At 65.2% G+C, this 17,700-nt stretch carries 17 protein-coding genes and 1 pseudogene; all 18 read left to right on the plus strand.

Annotated elements, in window-relative coordinates:
• Nucleotides 1–56 precede the first annotated feature (56 nt).
• The 18 genes and pseudogenes from ACG33_RS16935 to flhF all read left to right on the plus strand — a co-directional run bounded on the left by ACG33_RS16935 (nt 57) and on the right by flhF (nt 17,682).
• Complete coding sequence (locus ACG33_RS16935; protein ID WP_066919447.1) at nt 57–1,256, plus strand: sigma-54 interaction domain-containing protein; 1,200 nt, start codon at nt 57–59, stop codon at nt 1,254–1,256.
• Between the two features lie 6 nt (nt 1,257–1,262).
• Entirely contained in the window at nt 1,263–1,622 is a 360-nt protein-coding gene (gene fliE / locus ACG33_RS05680; RefSeq protein WP_083536489.1) for a flagellar hook-basal body complex protein FliE, read from the plus strand.
• Between the two features lie 186 nt (nt 1,623–1,808).
• Entirely contained in the window at nt 1,809–3,455 is a 1,647-nt protein-coding gene (gene fliF, locus ACG33_RS05685; protein WP_066919451.1) for a flagellar basal-body MS-ring/collar protein FliF, read from the plus strand.
• Nucleotide 3,456: 1 nt separating this feature from the next.
• Nucleotides 3,457–4,470, plus strand: a complete 1,014-nt coding sequence (gene fliG, locus ACG33_RS05690) for a flagellar motor switch protein FliG (RefSeq protein ID WP_066919453.1) — start codon at nt 3,457–3,459, stop codon at nt 4,468–4,470.
• On the plus strand, nt 4,467–5,204 hold the full coding sequence (locus ACG33_RS05695; protein ID WP_066919455.1) for a FliH/SctL family protein: 738 nt from the start codon (nt 4,467–4,469) through the stop codon (nt 5,202–5,204). The genes fliG and ACG33_RS05695 overlap by 4 nt, the downstream gene beginning before the upstream one ends.
• Nucleotides 5,201–6,616: a flagellar protein export ATPase FliI gene (gene fliI / locus ACG33_RS05700; RefSeq protein ID WP_083536490.1), complete on the plus strand. Its 1,416-nt coding sequence runs from the start codon at nt 5,201–5,203 to the stop codon at nt 6,614–6,616. Before ACG33_RS05695 ends, fliI begins: the two co-directional genes overlap by 4 nt.
• Nucleotides 6,617–6,653: 37 nt before the next feature.
• Complete coding sequence (fliJ, locus tag ACG33_RS05705) at nt 6,654–7,091, plus strand: flagellar export protein FliJ (protein ID WP_066919457.1); 438 nt, start codon at nt 6,654–6,656, stop codon at nt 7,089–7,091.
• Nucleotides 7,088–8,080, plus strand: coding sequence for a flagellar hook-length control protein FliK (locus ACG33_RS16470; RefSeq protein ID WP_066919459.1), 993 nt, complete (start codon nt 7,088–7,090; stop codon nt 8,078–8,080). The genes fliJ and ACG33_RS16470 overlap by 4 nt, the downstream gene beginning before the upstream one ends.
• Before the next feature lie 256 nt (nt 8,081–8,336).
• Nucleotides 8,337–8,834 carry a flagellar basal body-associated FliL family protein gene (locus tag ACG33_RS05715; RefSeq protein ID WP_066919461.1) on the plus strand — a complete coding sequence of 166 codons (498 nt, stop codon included), beginning with the start codon at nt 8,337–8,339 and terminating at the stop codon, nt 8,832–8,834.
• Between the two features lie 5 nt (nt 8,835–8,839).
• Nucleotides 8,840–9,847: a flagellar motor switch protein FliM gene (fliM, locus tag ACG33_RS05720; RefSeq protein ID WP_066919463.1), complete on the plus strand. Its 1,008-nt coding sequence runs from the start codon at nt 8,840–8,842 to the stop codon at nt 9,845–9,847.
• Nucleotides 9,848–10,048: 201 nt separating this feature from the next.
• A pseudogene (gene fliN / locus ACG33_RS05725) lies at nt 10,049–10,309 on the plus strand (flagellar motor switch protein FliN); the annotation flags it as partial.
• Between the two features lie 8 nt (nt 10,310–10,317).
• Nucleotides 10,318–10,878: a flagellar biosynthetic protein FliO gene (gene fliO / locus ACG33_RS05730; RefSeq protein WP_066919467.1), complete on the plus strand. Its 561-nt coding sequence runs from the start codon at nt 10,318–10,320 to the stop codon at nt 10,876–10,878.
• Between the two features lie 170 nt (nt 10,879–11,048).
• On the plus strand, nt 11,049–11,777 hold the full coding sequence (gene fliP / locus ACG33_RS05735; RefSeq protein ID WP_066919469.1) for a flagellar type III secretion system pore protein FliP: 729 nt from the start codon (nt 11,049–11,051) through the stop codon (nt 11,775–11,777).
• 10 nt (nt 11,778–11,787) lie between these two features.
• Complete coding sequence (gene fliQ / locus ACG33_RS05740; RefSeq protein WP_066919471.1) at nt 11,788–12,057, plus strand: flagellar biosynthesis protein FliQ; 270 nt, start codon at nt 11,788–11,790, stop codon at nt 12,055–12,057.
• Nucleotides 12,057–12,833, plus strand: coding sequence for a flagellar biosynthetic protein FliR (fliR, locus tag ACG33_RS05745; protein ID WP_066919473.1), 777 nt, complete (start codon nt 12,057–12,059; stop codon nt 12,831–12,833). Before fliQ ends, fliR begins: the two co-directional genes overlap by 1 nt.
• A 4-nt stretch (nt 12,834–12,837) precedes the next feature.
• On the plus strand, nt 12,838–13,950 hold the full coding sequence (gene flhB, locus ACG33_RS05750; protein ID WP_066919475.1) for a flagellar biosynthesis protein FlhB: 1,113 nt from the start codon (nt 12,838–12,840) through the stop codon (nt 13,948–13,950).
• Nucleotides 13,951–14,291: 341 nt separating this feature from the next.
• Complete coding sequence (flhA, locus tag ACG33_RS05755) at nt 14,292–16,373, plus strand: flagellar biosynthesis protein FlhA (RefSeq protein ID WP_066922864.1); 2,082 nt, start codon at nt 14,292–14,294, stop codon at nt 16,371–16,373.
• 10 nt (nt 16,374–16,383) lie between these two features.
• Nucleotides 16,384–17,682 carry a flagellar biosynthesis protein FlhF gene (flhF, locus tag ACG33_RS05760; protein ID WP_157071682.1) on the plus strand — a complete coding sequence of 433 codons (1,299 nt, stop codon included), beginning with the start codon at nt 16,384–16,386 and terminating at the stop codon, nt 17,680–17,682.
• The last annotated feature ends 18 nt before the right edge of the window (nt 17,683–17,700 follow it).

Raw genomic sequence — 17,700 nt, forward strand, 5'->3', positions numbered from 1 at the left:
GAACTTGCTCCACTTCGGCCATAAGCAGTTTTCAGTGATGTATTTCCAGTGACGCAATGATGGCCCATAACGCGAATCATCTGACGATCGTTGCCGATGCAGACGCTGCCGCTGCGGGCGCGCCGCCTGCCGACGCCGACACCGACATGATCGCGTTCGCCGAGGTTTCGCGCCGCCTGGCGGATCTGGCGCGCAGGGTGGCCGCGAGCGACTGCACCGTGCTGGTGGCCGGTGAATCGGGCACGGGCAAGGAAGTCCTGGCACGCTTCATTCACCGTAATTCCTCGCGGGCCTCACGATCGTTCGTGGGCGTGAACTGCGCCGCCATCCCCGAGAACATGCTGGAGGCGATCCTGTTCGGCTATGAGCGTGGCGCGTTCACGGGCGCGCATGCCGGACACCCGGGCAAGTTCGAGCAGGCACAAGGCGGCACCTTGCTGCTGGATGAGGTGACCGAAATGCCGCTGGGCCTGCAGGCCAAGCTGCTGCGGGTGTTGCAGGAGCGGGAAGTGGAACGCCTCGGCGCCAGGATGCCGGTGGCGCTCGATGTGCGCGTGCTGGCGACCACGAATCGCAATCTGCATGCCGAAGTGGCGGCGGGGCGCTTTCGCGAGGATCTGTACTATCGTCTCAATGTGTTTCCCCTGACGACTGCGCCGCTGCGCGAGCGCCGCGACGATGTGCTGCCGCTGGCGATGAAGCTGCTGACCGCGCGCTGCCGGCCAGGCAAGCGGATTCCGGCGCTGAGTGCCGATGCCGCCCACAAGCTGTTGACTTATTCATGGCCCGGCAATGTGCGCGAGTTGGATAATGTGATGCAGCGGGCGTTGATCCTCGCCGAAGGTACACTGATCGAGGCCGAACATGTGCATCTGGAAGCACCTCCGGGCGGCGCTGGACAGTGGCCGCGATCTTCGCTTGTGAATGCCTCCGTTGTGCCCGCCGAAAATCCGGCCGTGGACATTGCTGCGACAGCACCCCGGGACAGGCTCCCGGAGAGAGCCGTGAACGCCACCCCCGGCACGCCCATGGACTTGTCGAGTTCGCTCTCCGGCGCCGAGCGTGAACTGATTCTGGATGCGCTGCGTATCGACAATGGCAATCGGCAGGCCGCCGCGAAGCGCCTCGGAATCAGCCCGCGCACTCTGCGCTACAAGCTGGCCAGATTACGTGAATCGGGCGTCGAAATCCGCAGCGCCGCCCAAGTTTCCAACATCCGCAGCGGTCTGGGTGCCGCCGCAACGCTGCCGAGGTAGCCGGCAATGTCATCGATGCAAATAGATGCCGTGCTTGCGCAGATTCGCGCCATGCAATCACAGATCCGCTCGCCGCTGCCCAACGAGACGGCTCATGCCGCCGCTGTGGCGGGCATGCCGGCCGCCGGCGCCGCGCCGGCGCCGGGCAGCTTCGCGAGCCTGATACGCGACGGACTGGGACAGGTCAACCAGACGCAGCAGCGCGCCGCGACGCTGGCGACCCAGTTCGAACAGGGCGTGCCCGGCGTCGAGCTGCCGCAGGTCATGCTGGAAATGCAGAAGGCCAGCGTTTCCTTTCGCGCGGTGACCGAAGTGCGCAATCGCTTCGTCAGCGCCTACCAGGAAATCATGAATATGCCGCTATGACCGCCCCACGGCCGAAAGGCCGCTCGCCGGTGGCCCGATCCTGGAGCAGTATTTACAGTGATGAAATCCGATGACTTCGTTCCTGATCCAAGATGACTCGATCTGACACAAGATGATCCGACATGACCCGCAACCTGGTGCGCACGAAGCCATGAACGCCTTGCAGACCTTTTCCCGGAGCCGGATATGAGTGCCGAGGCAGCCGCGCTGCGGCGCCCTTTCCTGATTCCGCCGAATCTCAAGCCGCTGCTGCTGCTGCTGGGCATTGCCGCCGCCGCGGCGGCGGGCGTCGGTGTCGTATTATGGTCCCAGGAACCCAACTACAGCCTGCTGTTCGGCAAGCTCAGTCCCCAGGACGCGGCGCAGATCGCGCAGGCCCTGGAAAGCAACGGCGTGCCCTACAAGCTGGATTCCGTCACCGGAGCGATCACCGTGCCCTCGCAGCAGGTGCACGATGCCCGCTTGAAGCTCGCCGGACAGGGTTTGCCGGAGAACGACGGCGGCTTCGCCGTGCTGTCCAAGAATTCCGGTCTGGGCGTCAGCCAGTTCATGGAAGGCGCCCGCTATCAGCATGCACTGGAAATGGAATTGGCGCGCACCATCGCCAACCTGCAGGCGATCGAAGCGGCGCGGGTGCATCTGGCGATGCCGCGCCAGTCGGCCTTCATCCGCGACCGGCGCTCGCCGAGCGCCTCCGTATTCCTGCAAATGAAGCCCGGCAGGCGCCTGGAACCCCAGCAGGTGACGGCGATCGTGAATCTGGTCGCCTCCAGTATTCCGGAACTCGATGCACGGCAGGTCACGGTCGTCGATCAGCAGGGCCGGCTGTTGTCCTCGCCGGGCGGCGATGACGAACTGGCGGCGCGTGACAAGCAGTTGGAGCTGGCGCGATCGCTGGAGGAGCGCTACACCCAGCGTGTCGAGCAATTGCTGGCGCCGCTGGTCGGCCCCGGGCGCGTGCGCGCTCAAGTCGTGGCCGATGTGGAATTGTCCACGACCGAGGAAGCACGCGAGCAATATCGGCCGGACAGTCAGATCGTGCGCAGCGAACAATCGGCCGAGGAGACCAGCCGCAACGGCACCGGCCCGCAAGGCGTGCCCGGCGCGCTCACCAATCAGCCGCCCGTCGCGGGTACGGCGCTGGCGCCGGGTGTGAGCGACATCGCGGTGTCCGGCGCCGCCGGCCAGGGGCAGGCGGAGACCGCGGTACCCGTGCCGCCCGATAATGTGTCCCGGCAATCCACCCGCAATTACGAAATCGATCGCACGGTCGCCTATACCCGCCAGCCCGCGGGTCGGCTGAAGCGTCTGAGCGTCGCGGTGCTGGTGGACAACCAGCGCACGGTGGCCGCGGATGGCAGCATCAACGAGACGGCCTTGTCCAGTGAGCAGTTGAACAACATGACGCGCCTGGTGAAGGACGCCGTAGGTTTCGACGAAGCCCGCGGCGACAGCGTGAATATCGTCAACGCCGCGTTCCGGGGCGAACCTGAAATGCAGCCGATCGAGATCGAGCCGGTGCCGCTGTGGGAACGTCCCTTGATTCGCGATATTGCGAAGCTCCTGGCAGGTCTGCTCGTGCTGCTCGTGCTGGTGCTCGCCGTCCTGCGCCCGCTGGTGCGCGGCTTGCTGGATCCGCCGCGTGCTCCCCAGGCGTCTGCGCCGCTGCCCGCGCCCACCGACGCAGGCGCGCCGGCGCAAGGAGCGCAAGGCGAATTGGTCGACAGGTCGATCGGTTACGAGGAACGGATCGAGCAGGCGAGGGCGCTGGTCAACCAGGATCCCGCCCGCGTTGCACAGGTCGTCAAGACATGGGTCGGAAAAGATGAATAGGATGGACGAGCAGGAAGCGCTCAAGCGAAACGGCACCGAGCGGGCGGCGATATTGTTGCTGACTCTGGGCGAGGCGGACGCCACCCAGGTGATGAAGCACATGGGCGCCAAGGACGTGCAGCGCATCGGCGCGGCCATGACGCAATTGCAGAATATTTCGCGCCGGGAGGTGACGCATATCCTGGAACAGTTCACCACCACGATCGAGGGGCAGACCTCGCTGGGTGTCGGCGTCGATGATTATTTACGCAAGGTGCTGATCGGCGCGCTGGGCGAGGACAAGGCCGGCGGCGTCATCGACCGTATCCTGTTCGGCCGCTCGAGCAAGGGATTGGAGGCCTTGAAATGGATGGATGCCCGCGCCGTCGCCGAACTGGTGCGCCAGGAACATCCGCAGATCATCGCGATCGTGCTGGCTTACCTGGATTCCGATCAGTCCGCCGAAATCCTGGCGCAATTCCCCCAGTGGCTGCGCACCGACGTCATTATGCGCATCGCCACGCTCGACGGCATCCAGCCCACCGCGCTGCATGAACTGGACGAGGTGATCGAGAAGCAGTTCGCCGGCAATACCGGCGCCCTGAAGAGCTCCATCATCGGCGGCGTGAAGACCGCGGCGAATATCCTGAATTTCATGGATTCCAGCCAGGAGGGCGAACTGGTCGAACAGATCAAGAAGGTCGATGAGCCGTTGGGTGCGAAGATTCAGGACCTGATGTTCGTGTTCGATGATCTGGCGAGCATCGATGATCGCGGCATGCAGGAAATTCTACGCGCCATCCCGAGCGAACGTTTGCTGCTGGCAATCAAGGGTGCCGATGAGGAAGTGAAACAGAAAATCTTCAATAACATGTCGCAGCGCGCCGCCGAGATGCTCAAGGATGATCTGGAGACGCGCGGACCCGTGCGCCTGTCCGAGGTGGAGGGTGCGCAGAAGGAGATCCTGGCCCTGGCGCGCAAGTTGGCGGAAGCCGGCACCATTCAGCTCGGCGGTAAAGGCGAGGCATTCGTATGAGTGCCGTATCGTTGTGGGATCTACCGTCGATCAGGGCCGATGGGCCGGGCCACCGGATCGGCAGGACGGTCGGTGAACTCGAGGAGATCGAGCGGCGCGCCTTCGATGAAGCCTATGCCAAGGGCCACGAGGCGGGGCATGCGGCAGGACTGGCGGCGGGCACGGCGGCCGCGCAGCTACGGATGCAGCCGCGGCTCGCGGAGATCGAGCGCCAGGTCGAATCCCTGCAAGGAATGTTGGCCTCCTTGTCGCGTCCGTTCCAGGAATTCGACCTGGAGGTGCAGGAGCAGCTCGTGCAGCTGGCGCTGAGCATCGCGCGACACCTGGTGCGCCGCGAGTTGCGCATCGAGCCCGCCCAGGTCATTGCGATCATTCGCGAAACGGTCGGTTTGCTGCCGGCCGCCGCTCGCGATGTGAGGGTGCACCTGCATCCCCAGGATGCGGCGCTGGTTCGCGAAAAGCTGGCGAGTCCCGGAGTCGAGCCCGCCTGGACATTGCTCGAGGATCCGGTGATGTCGCGCGGCGGATGCCGGGTGACCACCCAGACCGCACAGATCGATGCCCGCCTCGAGACCCGCATCCAGGCGGTGGCCGGCGCCTTGCTGGGCGGCGAGGAGCGCGAGGATGCCGCGCGGCCCATACGCGGCGCATCGCTCCATGCGGCGGCCGATGTGTCGCCCGGTGCGCCGCCCGGTGCGCCGGAGGATCCTTCTCGCCCGGCGGAGTCTTCATGAACGTCCCCGGTGCTCATGAACGCGGTCTCCATGAAGCCAGCCAGGCGCATTCGGCCGGCCCCGCGCAGTGGACGCGCCACCTGACGCGCTGCGCCGCTCTGTTGGAGCGTCTGCCGCCGCCGCCGGTCGAAGGGGTGCTGACCCGCATGGTGGGCCTGACCCTGGAGGCGGCCGGTTGCCAGGCCGCCGTCGGGGATCGCTGCGATGTGCTGGCCGGTGCGGGGGAGCGCATCGAGGCGGAAGTCGTGGGTTTCTCGGGAGACCGGCTGTATTTGATGCCCACCGGCGACATCCATGGATTGAAGCCCAATGCGCGCGTGATTCCTCGCCTGGGAGCGGAAATGGCGGCCGTGGGACCGCAGCTGCTTGGCCGCATCGTCGATGGCGCGGGTACGCCGCTCGATGGGCTGGGTCCGCTGAGCTGTCCGGCGCGCGTCCGCCTTACCGGCGTGCCGATCAATCCGCTCTCGCGCCAGCCGATCGAGGAACCCCTGGATGTGGGCATCCGCTCCATCAATGCGCTGCTGACCGTGGGACGCGGGCAGCGTATCGGCTTGTTCGCCGGCAGCGGCGTCGGCAAGAGCGTGTTGCTGGGCATGATGGCCCGTTACACCAGCGCCGATGTGATCGTGGTCGGACTGATCGGCGAGCGCGGCCGCGAGGTCAAGGAATTCGTGGAGCGCATCCTGGGACCGAAAGGACTCGAGCGAGCGGTCGTCGTGGCGACGCCGGCCGACAATCCCCCGTTGATGCGCCTGCACGGCGCCTGGCGGGCCACGGCGATCGCGGAGTATTTTCGCGATCAAGGCAAGAACGTGCTGTTGATCATGGATTCCTTGACGCGTTTTGCCCAGGCGCAGCGCGAGATCGGCCTGGCCATCGGCGAAGCACCGGCGACCAAGGGTTATCCTCCATCGGTGTTCGCACGCCTGCCGCAGCTCGTCGAGCGGGCCGGCAACGGCGCCAGCGGCCATGGCTCGATCACCGCCTTCTATACGGTGTTGACCGAGGGCGACGATCAGCAGGATCCGATCGCGGACTCCGCGCGTGCGATCCTGGATGGGCATGTCGTCCTGTCGCGCCGCATCGCCGAGTCCGGCCAGTATCCGGCCATCGACATCGAAGCATCGATCAGCCGGGTCATGCACGACATCGTGCCCTCGCGGCACACCGCCATGGCGCGGCGCTTCAAACAGGCGCTGTCCCTGTTCCAGCAGAACCGCGACCTGATCGCGATCGGCGCCTACAACGCCGGCAGCGATCCGCGCATCGATGCCGCCATCGCGTTATGGCCGCAGATGCAGCAGTTCCTGCGCCAGGATGTGGAAGACAGCGTGGACTTCGAGCGCAGCATTCAGGAACTGGCGGCACTCGTGGCAGAGACGGGCGAAACGAGCGGAGAGACGCAATGACCGGGCAGGGTCGAGGCGCGCCGCGGAGAGGGAGCGAATGACTCGCGCGAAACGCCTGCAACCGGTCCGCAACCTGGTCGATGACGCACAGCAGCGCCTAGCGCAGAGTCTGTCCGCCTGCGAGCAGCGCCTGCGTGAAAGCGAGTCCAGGCTGGAGGAACTGCGGCGCTACCGCAGTGAATACGAAACTCATTTTTCACGGTGTGCCGGCAGCGGCATGGGCGTGACCGGTCTGCGTGACTACCAGGCGTTTCTGGCACGCCTCGGGCAGGCGATCGGGCAGCAGCAGGAGCTGGTCGGCCGTGCGGCGGCGCAGCGGGACGCCGAACGTACTCGTTGGCAGGAAGCAGCCAGGCGGGCAAAGGCCTTGGGGCATGTGCTCGAGCGCTGGCAGAGCGAGGAACGCCAGGCGCTGGACCGCCGCGAGCAGCGCGACAGCGATGAAAGAGCGCAACGAAAGGTGAATCGTTCATGAGTGCAGACATTCCTGCCCTGCAGCCGGCCGCGCCCGCCAGGCCGAGCGGTTCCGCCGGTGCGGATGGCGCATCCTCGGGCTGCGGGCTATTCCAGCAAATGCTCGGCCAGATCGATGCCGGCGATGCTCCCGCCGGGGCGGCGCCTGAGCTGCCGGCCGAATTATCGAACGCCGAGGTGAAGCCCGGCGATCGGCAGCGCGCGGAGACGCTCGACGAATTGGCGGACATGCTCGCCATGCTGCCGCCGCCGAATTTCCCGGACGGGGTGCCGGGCGAGGATTCCGGGAAAAATCCCGGCATCGACTCCCGCATCGACCCCCGTATCGATTCCCGCATCGGCTCCGATATCCGCTCCGGCTCCGGCATAGGCTCCACCATCGGTTCCGGTATCAGCATGGGTACGGGCATGGTGAGCGGTATGCTCGCGGAGGCAAGGCAGTTGCTCGCCGTGCTGGAATCGGAGCCGGCCGACGCGCCGGCCGATGCCGTGGAATCCTTCGCGTCGGCCGGCGTCAGCGGCGAGGCCGCACCGGCACGCATCGCTCCGGGGAGCGATGCCCTGCCGGCGCGCACGGTGCACCAGAGCGTCGGCACCGCCGCCTGGGCCGACGAGATCGCCGCCCGCATGAACATGATGACGGAACAGGGCAGGCATACGGCATCCTTGCGCCTGTCACCCGAACACCTCGGTCCGCTGGAGATCCGTATCGCCATACACGATGATCAGGCATCGGTGTGGTTCGGCGCGTCTCATCCCGATACGCGCGCTGCGCTGGAAGCGGCCATGCCGCGCCTGCGTGAAATGTTTGCTGCACAAGGCCTGTCGCTGGCCGATACGGGTGTCTTCCATGAAGCGCCGCGGCAACCGCAGGTGCCGGCATCGACGGGGCGCGGGCAGCCGCTCGCCGGCATCGCTGCCGAGGATCCCGGCCGAAGCGTCGCGCTGCGCGTCCAGGTGCCGCTGGGTCTGCTCGATACCTACGCCTAGCCGTCTGCGTCCAATCTACGCCTGGCCGGAAGCCGTTCCGCCCGAGCTGCTGGGGCGTATCCATTCCCGATGAAGCCCGCCGGCCGTGCTGCAACACTCCCGCGCCAAGTTTTTGTCGCCTGCCGCCTCCGTGTCTTGAATCACAGTCTTTGTTTATTGATTTATTATTTATAATCAATTGTTTACGTAATATCGAGAAACCCTGGCACGAGGCTTGCTTTATTGCAGCCAGAGTTGTTTGTCGAGGTTTCATGTAATGCCCGATGTTCCTCCCGCAGCCGAGGCCGAGGTTCCCGCTACGCGCAGATTCCGCTGGCCGCTGATGGCGCTGATCGTGGTACTGCTGCTCGGTGCCGCTGGTGCCGGCGCGTATTTCCTGATGTCGCCTGCCGCGAACGCGCCGGGCCGTACCACCCGGGTCGTACCGAAGGCACCCGCCATCTATATCAAGTTCGATCCGCCCTTGGTGGTCAATTTCGAGGCCAGGGGCATGACGCGCTATCTACAGGTCGGCATCGAAGTCATGACGCGCGATCCCGTGACCGCCGACATGATCCGGCTCCATGACCCCCGGATGCGCAACGACCTGCTGATGCTGCTGAGCGGACAGGAATACGAGACGCTCAGCACGCGTACCGGCAAGGATCGGCTGCGCCGGGAGGCGCTGGAGGCGGTCACCGAGGTGATCGCCTCGGAGGGAGGGCATCCCGCCAAGGTCGAGCAGTTGTTTTTCACCAGCTTCGTCATGCAGTAAAGCTCATGTCCGCCAACGACGTACTCAGCCAGGATGAAATCGACGCGCTGTTGCATGGCGTGGACAGCGGCGCGGTCGCCACGGAGCGCGAGCCTGCGCCGGGCGAGGCGCGCTCCTACGATTTTACCAACCAGGTACGCATCGTGCGCGGGCGCATGCCGACGCTCGAGATGATCAATGAGCGATTCGCCCGTCTGTTCCGCATCAGCCTGTTCAATATGCTCCGGCGTACTCCCGAAGTCGCCGTGGCGCCCATCAAGATGCAGAAATTCAGCGAGTATGTGCACTCCCTGCATGTACCGACCAGCCTCAACATGATCAGGATCCAGCCGCTGCGCGGCACCGGCCTGGTGGTGCTCGACCCGAAGTTCGTGTTCGCTGCGGTGGATAATTTCTTCGGCGGCAGCGGCCGTTTTGCCAAGATCGAAGGCCGGGAGTTCACGGCGACGGAGAGCCGCGTCATCCATATGCTGCTGCGTCACGTCTTCGCCGACATGAAGGAAGCCTGGTCGCATATCGCGTGCCTGGATATTGAATATCTGAATTCGGAGATCAATCCGCATTTCGCCAACATCGCCAGCCCGACTGAAATCGTCGTCATCACGAGTTTCCATGTCGAGCTCGACGGCGGCGGCGGAGATATTCATATCACGATGCCGTACGCCATGATCGAACCGCTGCGCGAACAACTCGATGCGGGCGTGGCGAGCGATCGCATCGAACATGATGAACGCTGGGCGCATGCGCTCAAGGAGGAGATCGAGGACGCGGAGGTGGAGCTGACGACGATCTTAGGCCGCGGCAGCGTCACCATGCAGCGGCTCATGGACATGAAGATCGGCGACATCCTGCCCTGTGATTTTACCGGACGCGCAACGGTGATGGTCGAGGACGTGCCGGTATTCCGGGGGCCCTTCGGGGTTTCGCACGGCCAGCAGGCGGTGCAGATCACCGAGCGGGTGCTGCGCTCCAAGCCGAAAATTTTCGAACCCTTGCCGGCCGAACGGCCGTGAACCCGAACGAGCCCATCCAGACGCTGAACTGAGCATGCCGCCCACGCTTCGCTTCAATACCGTTTCGCATTACCGCTTCGCATCAGCACCGAATTGCAGCACACCGACAGAGCATCGAGACCCGTCATGAGCACACCCGAAACGCAGGCCCGCGCCGCCGAATTCAGCGACCTCGAGGACAGCGGACTCAGCGAGTCCCGCGAGGTCAACCTCGAAGTCATCCTGGATGTCCCGGTCACCTTGTCGATGGAAGTGGGGCGCACGCGCATCCCGATTCGCAATCTGCTGCAGCTCAACCAAGGATCGGTGGTGGAACTGGATCGCGCCGCCGGCGAGCCCTTGGACGTTTTCGTCAACGGCACCCTGGTGGCCCACGGCGAGGTGGTGGTCGTGAATGAGAAGTTCGGCATACGTCTGACGGACGTGATTTCGCCTGCCGAACGCATCAGAAAGCTGAAGTAGGCGCCGCCATGTCCATTGAGCGCCGCAAGGCGGCGTGGCCGCTTGCCGGACGATACTTGCGGATTCTTCGGTTCTTGGCGTATCGCCCTGCGATGGTGCTGGCGGCGTGCGCCGGCGGTGGTATGGCGCACATAGCCGCTGCCGCCGAACAGCGCTTCGCCGTCCCGCAGGCACCGGTGCCGGCGGCCGTCGACGGAGCCGCCAACCTGGTGCAGGTGACGGCGTCGCTGGCGCTGGTGCTGGCCGCGGTATTCGCGGCCGCATGGCTGCTGCGACGGCTGCGCGGCTTCGGCCGGCCGGGCGCAGAGGCGATCGAGATCGTGGCCGACGCCGCGGTCGGCACCAAGGAGCGCGCCGTGCTGGTGCAGGTAGGCAAGCAGCAAATGCTGCTGGGGGTGGCGCCGGGGCGCGTGAACCTGCTGCATGTGCTCGAGGAGCCCGTGCCGATAAAACCGAAACGCCACAGCACCAGGGTGTCCGGAGACATTGGCGATACCGAGAGCGCGACAGCGGAGCGCGCGATACGCTCGGAGTTCAAGGCCATCCTGAAGCGGAGTCTCGGTCGATGAGGACGCCCGTGAGCCAGCCCCTGAGCCAGCCGGCGAGCCAGCTTGTGAGACCGTTCGTGAGAGGGCCCTTGAGAGGGCCATTGAGAGGGATTGCGCGGCGGATCGCAGGGCCGGCGCCGCGGCCGCCCGGCGGGATTCGCGCGGCGCGCGGCGGACGTTTGCGTTACCTCATGCCGGCGGCCGCGATGGCGGCAATGCTGCTGCCGCAAATAGTGGTCGCTGCCGGGATCCCGGTAGTGACCGTCTCGGGCGCGCCGGATGGAGGGCAGCAATATTCGCTCACCCTGCAGATTTTGATCCTGATGACGGCGGTGACCTTGCTGCCGAGCATCGTGCTCATGATGACGGCCTTCACACGCATCATCATCGTCCTGGCGATTTTGCGCCAGGCGCTGGGCGCCGGTCAGGCGCCCCCGAATCAGGTGCTCATCGGCCTGGCGTTGTTCCTGACCTTGTTCGTGATGGGCCCGGTGGCGGACCGCATCAATACCGGTGCGCTGCAGCCCTACATGGCCGGCACGATGGATGCGGCGGCGGCGCTGGAGCAGGGCGCGCAGCCCCTGAAGCAGTTCATGCTGGATCAGACGCGCGAAAGCGATATCGCGACATTCGTGAGAATCTCCCGCGGACAGGGCTTCGAGAAACCCGAGGACGTGCCGATGCGCATCCTGGTGCCGGCATTCGCCACCAGCGAGCTCAAGACTGCATTCCAGATCGGCTTCATGGTTTTCATTCCCTTCGTGATCATCGATCTGGTGGTGGCCAGCGTACTGATGTCGATGGGCATGATGATGCTGTCTCCCGTGCTGATCTCGATGCCCTTCAAGATCATGCTGTTCGTGCTGGTGGACGGCTGGAGCCTGATCATGGGCACCCTTGCCGGAAGCTTCTATACATGAGGCCTGCGACATGACTCCCGAACTCGTCATGACCATCGGCCAGCGCGCCTTGGAGATCACGGTCCTGCTGGCGGCGCCGCTGCTGCTTACCGCGCTTGGCATCGGCCTGCTGGTCGGCGTGTTCCAGGCGGCGACGCAGATCAACGAGATGACCTTGTCGTTCATTCCCAAGTTGATCGGCATGGCCGTGATGATGCTGGTCGCCGGCCCGTGGATGCTGAAATTGATCGTGGGCTATACGCGCGAGCTGTTCGAGAGCATTCCGGGGTTGATCGGCTGATGCTGCAGCTTGCCAGCGGACAGCTGGAGGAGTGGCTGTCGCAGTATCTCTGGCCGTTCATTCGCATCGGTGCCTGCTTCATGACGGCGCCGGTTTTCGGCGCGCGTTTCGTGTCGCCGCGCGTGCGACTGCTGCTGGCCGGCGCAGTGACCCTGATCGTGGCGCCGCTCGTGCCGCCTCCCCTGGCGGTACCGTTCTCCATCGCAGGCTTCATGATCACGATCCAGCAGGTTCTCATCGGTGTGGCCATGGGTTTCGCCCTGCAGCTGATCTTCGATGCCCTGACCTTGGGAGGACAGCTGTTGTCGAACACCATGGGCCTGGGTTTCGCGTTCAACGTCGATCCACTGCGGGGTACCAATACGCCGGTCGTCGGACAGCTGTACATGCTGTTGGCGACCTTGGTATTTCTGGCCTTGAACGGACATCTGGCCTTGATCGAAATCCTGGCCCAGGGGTTCACGACCTTGCCGGTCGGCACGGACGGATTCGGCGGCTCCTCGGCCTGGCTTCTCGCCGCCTGGGGCAGCCAGCTGTTCGCCGGGGCGCTGGCGGTCGCTCTACCGGGAATGGCGGCGCTGCTGGTCACGAATCTCGCTTTCGGCGTCATGAGCCGGGCCGCGCCGACCTTGAACCTGTTCGCCGTCGGCTTTCCGGTGACCTTGATCTCCGGCCTGCTGATCATCTACGTGGGCTTGCCCTCGGTGCTGACGGGGTTTGCCGGATCGCTCGAAGGCGTATTCGCGCTGTTGCGCAGTCTGTCAGGCGCGGAGTGAGCGCATGGCCGAGGACAGCGCACAGGAACGTACCGAACAAGCAACACCCAAGCGCCGGGAGGATGCCCGGCGCAAAGGGCAGGTGCCTCGTTCCCGCGACCTGAATTCAGCGGCCGTGACCCTGGCCGTCGGCGCGGCGATGTACCTGCTGGGATCGCAGATCGCCGGCCGCCTTTCAGGCCTGATGCAGCGAGGGTTTTCGCTATCGCGCGAGCAGGCCACCGACCTGTCCTATCTTTTGCCTGCATTGGGAAATGCGGCGGGCGAGGGCCTGCGCGCCTGCGCGCCGGTGCTGGCGGTGGCCCTGCTGGCGGCATTGCTCGCCCCCATGGTGTTGGGCGGTTGGAATTTCAGCCGCCAGGCGCTGGCGCCGCAATTCAAGCGCCTGAATCCGCTGGAAGGCATTAAGCGCATGTTCTCGGTGCGCGCGCTGGTGGAACTCGCCAAGGCCCTGGCGAAGTTCGGCATAGTGGCGCTGGTGGCGGCGCTGGTGCTTTGGAACGAGGCGCCGACCTTGATGGCGCTGGGCCGCGAGCCTCTCACTCAGGCGATCGGCCATGCCTTGACGCTGGCGGGACAGGCGTTGCTGGCGACCACCGGCGGACTGTTGATCATCGCAGGGTTCGATGTGCCCTATCAGCTGTGGCAGCACGCCAAGCAGTTGCGCATGAGCCGCCAGGAAATCCGTGAGGAACATAAGGAAAGCGAGGGTTCCCCGGAAATCAAGAGCCGCATCCGCCAGCTGCAGCAGCAGATCGCCAGCCAGCGCATGATGCAGGAGATTCCCACCGCGGATGTGGTGGTGACCAACCCGACCCATTTCGCCGTGGCGCTGCGTTACGATGAAAAGCGCATGCGCGCGCCGGTCGTCGTCGCCAAGGGCGCCGACCTGATCGCCGCCCGGATCCGTGAACTGGCGGCCGAGCACGGCGTGCCGTTGTTCGAAGCGCCGCCGCTGGCTCGGGCGCTGCATCGCAGCGTCGATATCGGTGCGGAGGTGCCGTCATCTTTGTATGTAGCGGTCGCACAGGTGCTGAGCTACGTGTTCCAGCTGCGCGTGGCCCGGCGCGCCGGCATGCCGCCGCCGCCGCGTCCGGTGGTGAAGGTCGAGGAATAGGGCCGGCCCCGCCCCAGATCTTGCCGGCAGCGTATCGAGGGGCGGCTCCCACCCATGACCTTCCGCCCGCGATGCATCAAGAGAATGCACCGCGGGCGGAAGGTCATGGGTGGGAGCCCAGACCCCGGAATGGTGTCCATCATCGGCCGGAACGCGCAATCGGGAGTGGGGCTGCGGGTAGGGACGGAGTGGGGGTGGGAACGGCCTGAAACGGCATTCCTTCACACTTTGAAGACTTGGCGCCCGCCGGCATCGCCGCTGGCTCGGGAGTTGCACCGTTCCGGGCCGTGTCAATGCGCCGACGCTCGGTGCTGGAAATCTACAGTCTGCAACCCGTATCCATGGCCGCCGCTGCATCATCGTTGAATCTGCGTTCGCTCCTCAGCTCCGGCATCGGTGTGCCGATCGGCGTGATGGCGGCACTGGCCATGGTCATCCTGCCGCTGCCGCCGCTGGCGCTGGATGTGCTGTTCACGTTCAACATCGCGCTATCGATCATTGTGGTGATGGCGGTGTTCTATGTGGCGCGGCCGCTGGACTTCGGCATGTTTCCGACCGTGCTGCTGCTGGCGACCTTGCTGCGCCTGGCGTTGAACGTTGCCTCGACGCGGGTCGTGCTGCTGGAAGGACACACGGGGGGGCATGCGGCCGGCAGGGTCATCGAATCTTTCGGAGAGTTCGTGATCGGCGGCAACTATGCGGTGGGCGTGATCGTGTTCGCGATCCTGACGATCATCAACTTCATCGTGGTGACCAAGGGCGCGGGGCGCATATCGGAAGTCACGGCCCGTTTTACCTTGGACGCCATGCCCGGCAAGCAGATGGCCATCGATGCGGACATGAATGCGGGCTTGATCACCCAGGACGAGGCGCGGCTGCGCCGCAGCGAAGTGCGCGCCGAGGCGGATTTCTACGGCTCGATGGATGGCGCCAGCAAATTCGTGCGCGGCGATGCGGTCGCCGGCATCCTGATCCTGGTCATCAACATGCTGGGGGGCATCGGTATCGGCACGATCGGGCATGACCTGTCGTTCGGCGATGCCGCGCGCACCTATACATTGTTGTCGATCGGTGACGGCCTGGTGGCGCAGATCCCGGCGCTGCTGCTGTCGACCGCGGTAGCCATCATCGTGACTCGTATGTCACGTTCTCAAGACTTGGGCGGAGAATTGATCCAACAGTTGATGGGTCAACCACGTGCATTGGGGATTGCCGCAGGACTGCTGGGGGTCATGGGTTTGATCCCGGGCATGCCGAATCTGCCGTTTCTGGCCATGGCGGCCCTGTGCGGCGCCGGCGCCTGGATGTTGTACAAGCGTTCGCAGGCCGAGCCGGTCCAGGAGCAAGCGGCGCCAGCGCCGGCGCCGCCGCCGTCCGAGTCGCGCGAATTGACCTGGGACGATGTGCAGCCGGTGGACATCATCGGTCTGGAAGTAGGCTACCGCCTGGTACCGCTGGTCGACAAGGCGCAGGGCGGCGATCTGCTGGCGCGTATTCGCGGCGTGCGCCGCAAGCTGACTCAGGATCTGGGCTTCCTGATCCAGCCTGTACACATTCGCGACAACCTGGATCTGTCGCCGAATGTCTATCGAATAAACCTCGCCGGTGTGCCGGTCGGCGAAGGAATGATCTACCCGGAGCGCGAGCTGGCCATCAATCCCGGCAAGGTGTTCGGCACGCTGGCGGGTATCGAGACGCATGACCCGGCTTTCGGTATGGCAGCCGTCTGGATCGAGCCCGGTCTGCGGGATCAGGCCCAGACCTTGGGCTACACGGTCGTGGATGCCGGGACGGTCATCGCGACCCATCTCAGTCATGTGATCCAGACGCATGCGCACGAACTGCTGGGTCATGAGGAAGTGCAGCAACTGCTCAATACGCTGGCCAAGGGCGCGCCGAAGCTGGTGGAGGATCTCACACCGCGGCTGCTGCCGCTGGGTACGGTCGTATCCACGTTGCAAGGCCTGCTGGCCGAGCGTGTGCCCATACGCAACATGCGCACCATCGTCGAGACGCTGGCCGAGCATGCCGCGCGCACCCAGGATCCGCAGCAACTCCAGGCACAGGTGCGTGTGGCGCTGGGACGCCAGATCGTCCAGGACATTGCCGGCATGACAACGGAACTGCCGGTGATCACGCTCGAGCCGGAGCTGGAGCAATTGCTGAGCAACTCGCTGAACGGCGGCAATGCCGCCACGCCGGGACTCGAACCCGGATTGGCCGAGCGCATGCAGCGCAGCCTTGCAGAGGCCGCACAGCGCCAGGAGCTGACCGGGGAGCCGGCCGTGCTTCTGGTGCCGCCGCAGCTGCGCCAGACCCTGGCGAGATTCATCCGTTCCATCGTCCCCGGCATGCATGTACTGGCGTGGAACGAGATTCCGGACAACCGCAAGGTAAGACTGGTCAGTGCCGTGGGCCGATGAGAGAACCCGCATGAAGATCAAACAATATCGAGCTGCCGATATGCGCCAGGCGCTGCGTCTGGTGAAGGAGGCGCAGGGCCCGGATGCCGTGATTCTGTCCAGCCGCAGGATCGCCGGGGGCGTGGAGATCGTGGCGGCCGTCGACTATGACTGCGAGGCGCCGCAGGCCCCTGTTCAAGCAGCGAGTCAGGCTTGGGAGGCGCGGAGCGATGCCCGCGCCGAGGTTCGGGCAGGCGCCTGTGCGAATCCTCGCGAGGCGGACGTCCAGGCGTTGCATCGCGGTGCGCCGGCCGCCGCGGATGTCATGGATGAATTCAGGGACGATTCCAGGGACGATTTCAGGGACGATTTCAGGGCCGAGATCGCCGCCGGCGAAGGCGCCGGTGTCGATGTCAACGAGGAACTGCGCAACCTGCGGCGCATGCTGGAGACGCAGCTGGCCACCCTGGCCTGGAACGATTTGTCGCGCCGCGCGCCCATCCAGACCGAATTGCTGAAGCAGCTCAGCGTGCTGGGTATCGCCCACGATCTGGCCGGCGAGCTGGTCAGTCAACTGCCGTCCAGGCTGGAGCTGGCCGAGGCCTATCGTCTGGCGCTGGCGCTCATGGCCCGGCGCATCGAGGTCGTCCCGGAGCGCTGGGTGGAATCCGGCGGCATCGTTGCCATGGTAGGCGCGACCGGTGTGGGCAAGACGACCTTGCTGGCCAAGCTCGCGGCGCGATGGGTCATGCGGCATGGACCGCGCGAACTGGCGCTGGTGACGACCGACTCGGTGCGCATCGGCGCCCAGGAGCAGCTGCATACCTTGGGGCGCCTGCTGGGCGTACCCGCCTACGCCATCGACGGCCCGGCCGAACTGCCTGAACTACTGGATCATCTCGGCAGCAAGCGTCTGGTGTTGATCGATACGGCGGGGCTGAGTCAGCGCGATCCGCGCCTGGGGAATGAACTCGACCTGCTGGCGCGCGCCGGCGATCGCCTGGAAACCGCCCTGGTGATCAGTGCCGCTGCACAGGCGGGTGCAATCGAGGAAGCGGTTGCGCAATTTGCCGCCGCGCGGCCTGTCAGCTGCACGCTCACCAAGCTCGACGAGGCGGCCAGCCTGGGCGGCGCCTTGTCGATGCTGATGCGTTCCGGCCTGCCGCTGGCCTATCTCAGCGACGGTCAACGCGTGCCGGAGGACCTGCATCCGGCACGCGCCCATCGATTGATCGCGCGCGCCGTGGAATTGTCGCGCAGCGCCGGTGCAAGCGCGGATGAAGACTTGTTGAGCCGGCGCTTCGGGGCGGTGGCGCATGCGCTGGCATGAATTTTCCCAAGGAATCTA

It is taken from the genome of Steroidobacter denitrificans (genome assembly GCF_001579945.1).
Classification (GTDB): Bacteria; Pseudomonadota; Gammaproteobacteria; order Steroidobacterales; family Steroidobacteraceae; genus Steroidobacter; species Steroidobacter denitrificans.

Bases quoted from the DNA above. Each gene is read 5' to 3' on its own strand.
- fliQ (WP_066919471.1), top strand. From the start codon at position 11,788: ATGACTCCCGAACTCGTCATGACCATCGGCCAGCGCGCCTTGGAGATC.
- ACG33_RS05715 (WP_066919461.1), top strand. From the start codon at position 8,337: ATGCCCGATGTTCCTCCCGCAGCCGAGGCCGAGGTTCCCGCTACGCGC.
- fliM (WP_066919463.1), top strand. From the start codon at position 8,840: ATGTCCGCCAACGACGTACTCAGCCAGGATGAAATCGACGCGCTGTTG.
- fliE (WP_083536489.1), top strand. From the start codon at position 1,263: ATGTCATCGATGCAAATAGATGCCGTGCTTGCGCAGATTCGCGCCATG.
- fliI (WP_083536490.1), top strand. From the start codon at position 5,201: ATGAACGTCCCCGGTGCTCATGAACGCGGTCTCCATGAAGCCAGCCAG.
- flhB (WP_066919475.1), top strand. From the start codon at position 12,838: ATGGCCGAGGACAGCGCACAGGAACGTACCGAACAAGCAACACCCAAG.
- fliO (WP_066919467.1), top strand. From the start codon at position 10,318: ATGTCCATTGAGCGCCGCAAGGCGGCGTGGCCGCTTGCCGGACGATAC.
- fliR (WP_066919473.1), top strand. From the start codon at position 12,057: ATGCTGCAGCTTGCCAGCGGACAGCTGGAGGAGTGGCTGTCGCAGTAT.
- fliJ (WP_066919457.1), top strand. From the start codon at position 6,654: ATGACTCGCGCGAAACGCCTGCAACCGGTCCGCAACCTGGTCGATGAC.
- ACG33_RS16935 (WP_066919447.1), top strand. From the start codon at position 57: ATGATGGCCCATAACGCGAATCATCTGACGATCGTTGCCGATGCAGAC.
- fliP (WP_066919469.1), top strand. From the start codon at position 11,049: ATGCCGGCGGCCGCGATGGCGGCAATGCTGCTGCCGCAAATAGTGGTC.
- fliF (WP_066919451.1), top strand. From the start codon at position 1,809: ATGAGTGCCGAGGCAGCCGCGCTGCGGCGCCCTTTCCTGATTCCGCCG.
- fliG (WP_066919453.1), top strand. From the start codon at position 3,457: ATGGACGAGCAGGAAGCGCTCAAGCGAAACGGCACCGAGCGGGCGGCG.
- flhF (WP_157071682.1), top strand. From the start codon at position 16,384: ATGAAGATCAAACAATATCGAGCTGCCGATATGCGCCAGGCGCTGCGT.
- flhA (WP_066922864.1), top strand. From the start codon at position 14,292: ATGGCCGCCGCTGCATCATCGTTGAATCTGCGTTCGCTCCTCAGCTCC.
- ACG33_RS05695 (WP_066919455.1), top strand. From the start codon at position 4,467: ATGAGTGCCGTATCGTTGTGGGATCTACCGTCGATCAGGGCCGATGGG.
- ACG33_RS16470 (WP_066919459.1), top strand. From the start codon at position 7,088: ATGAGTGCAGACATTCCTGCCCTGCAGCCGGCCGCGCCCGCCAGGCCG.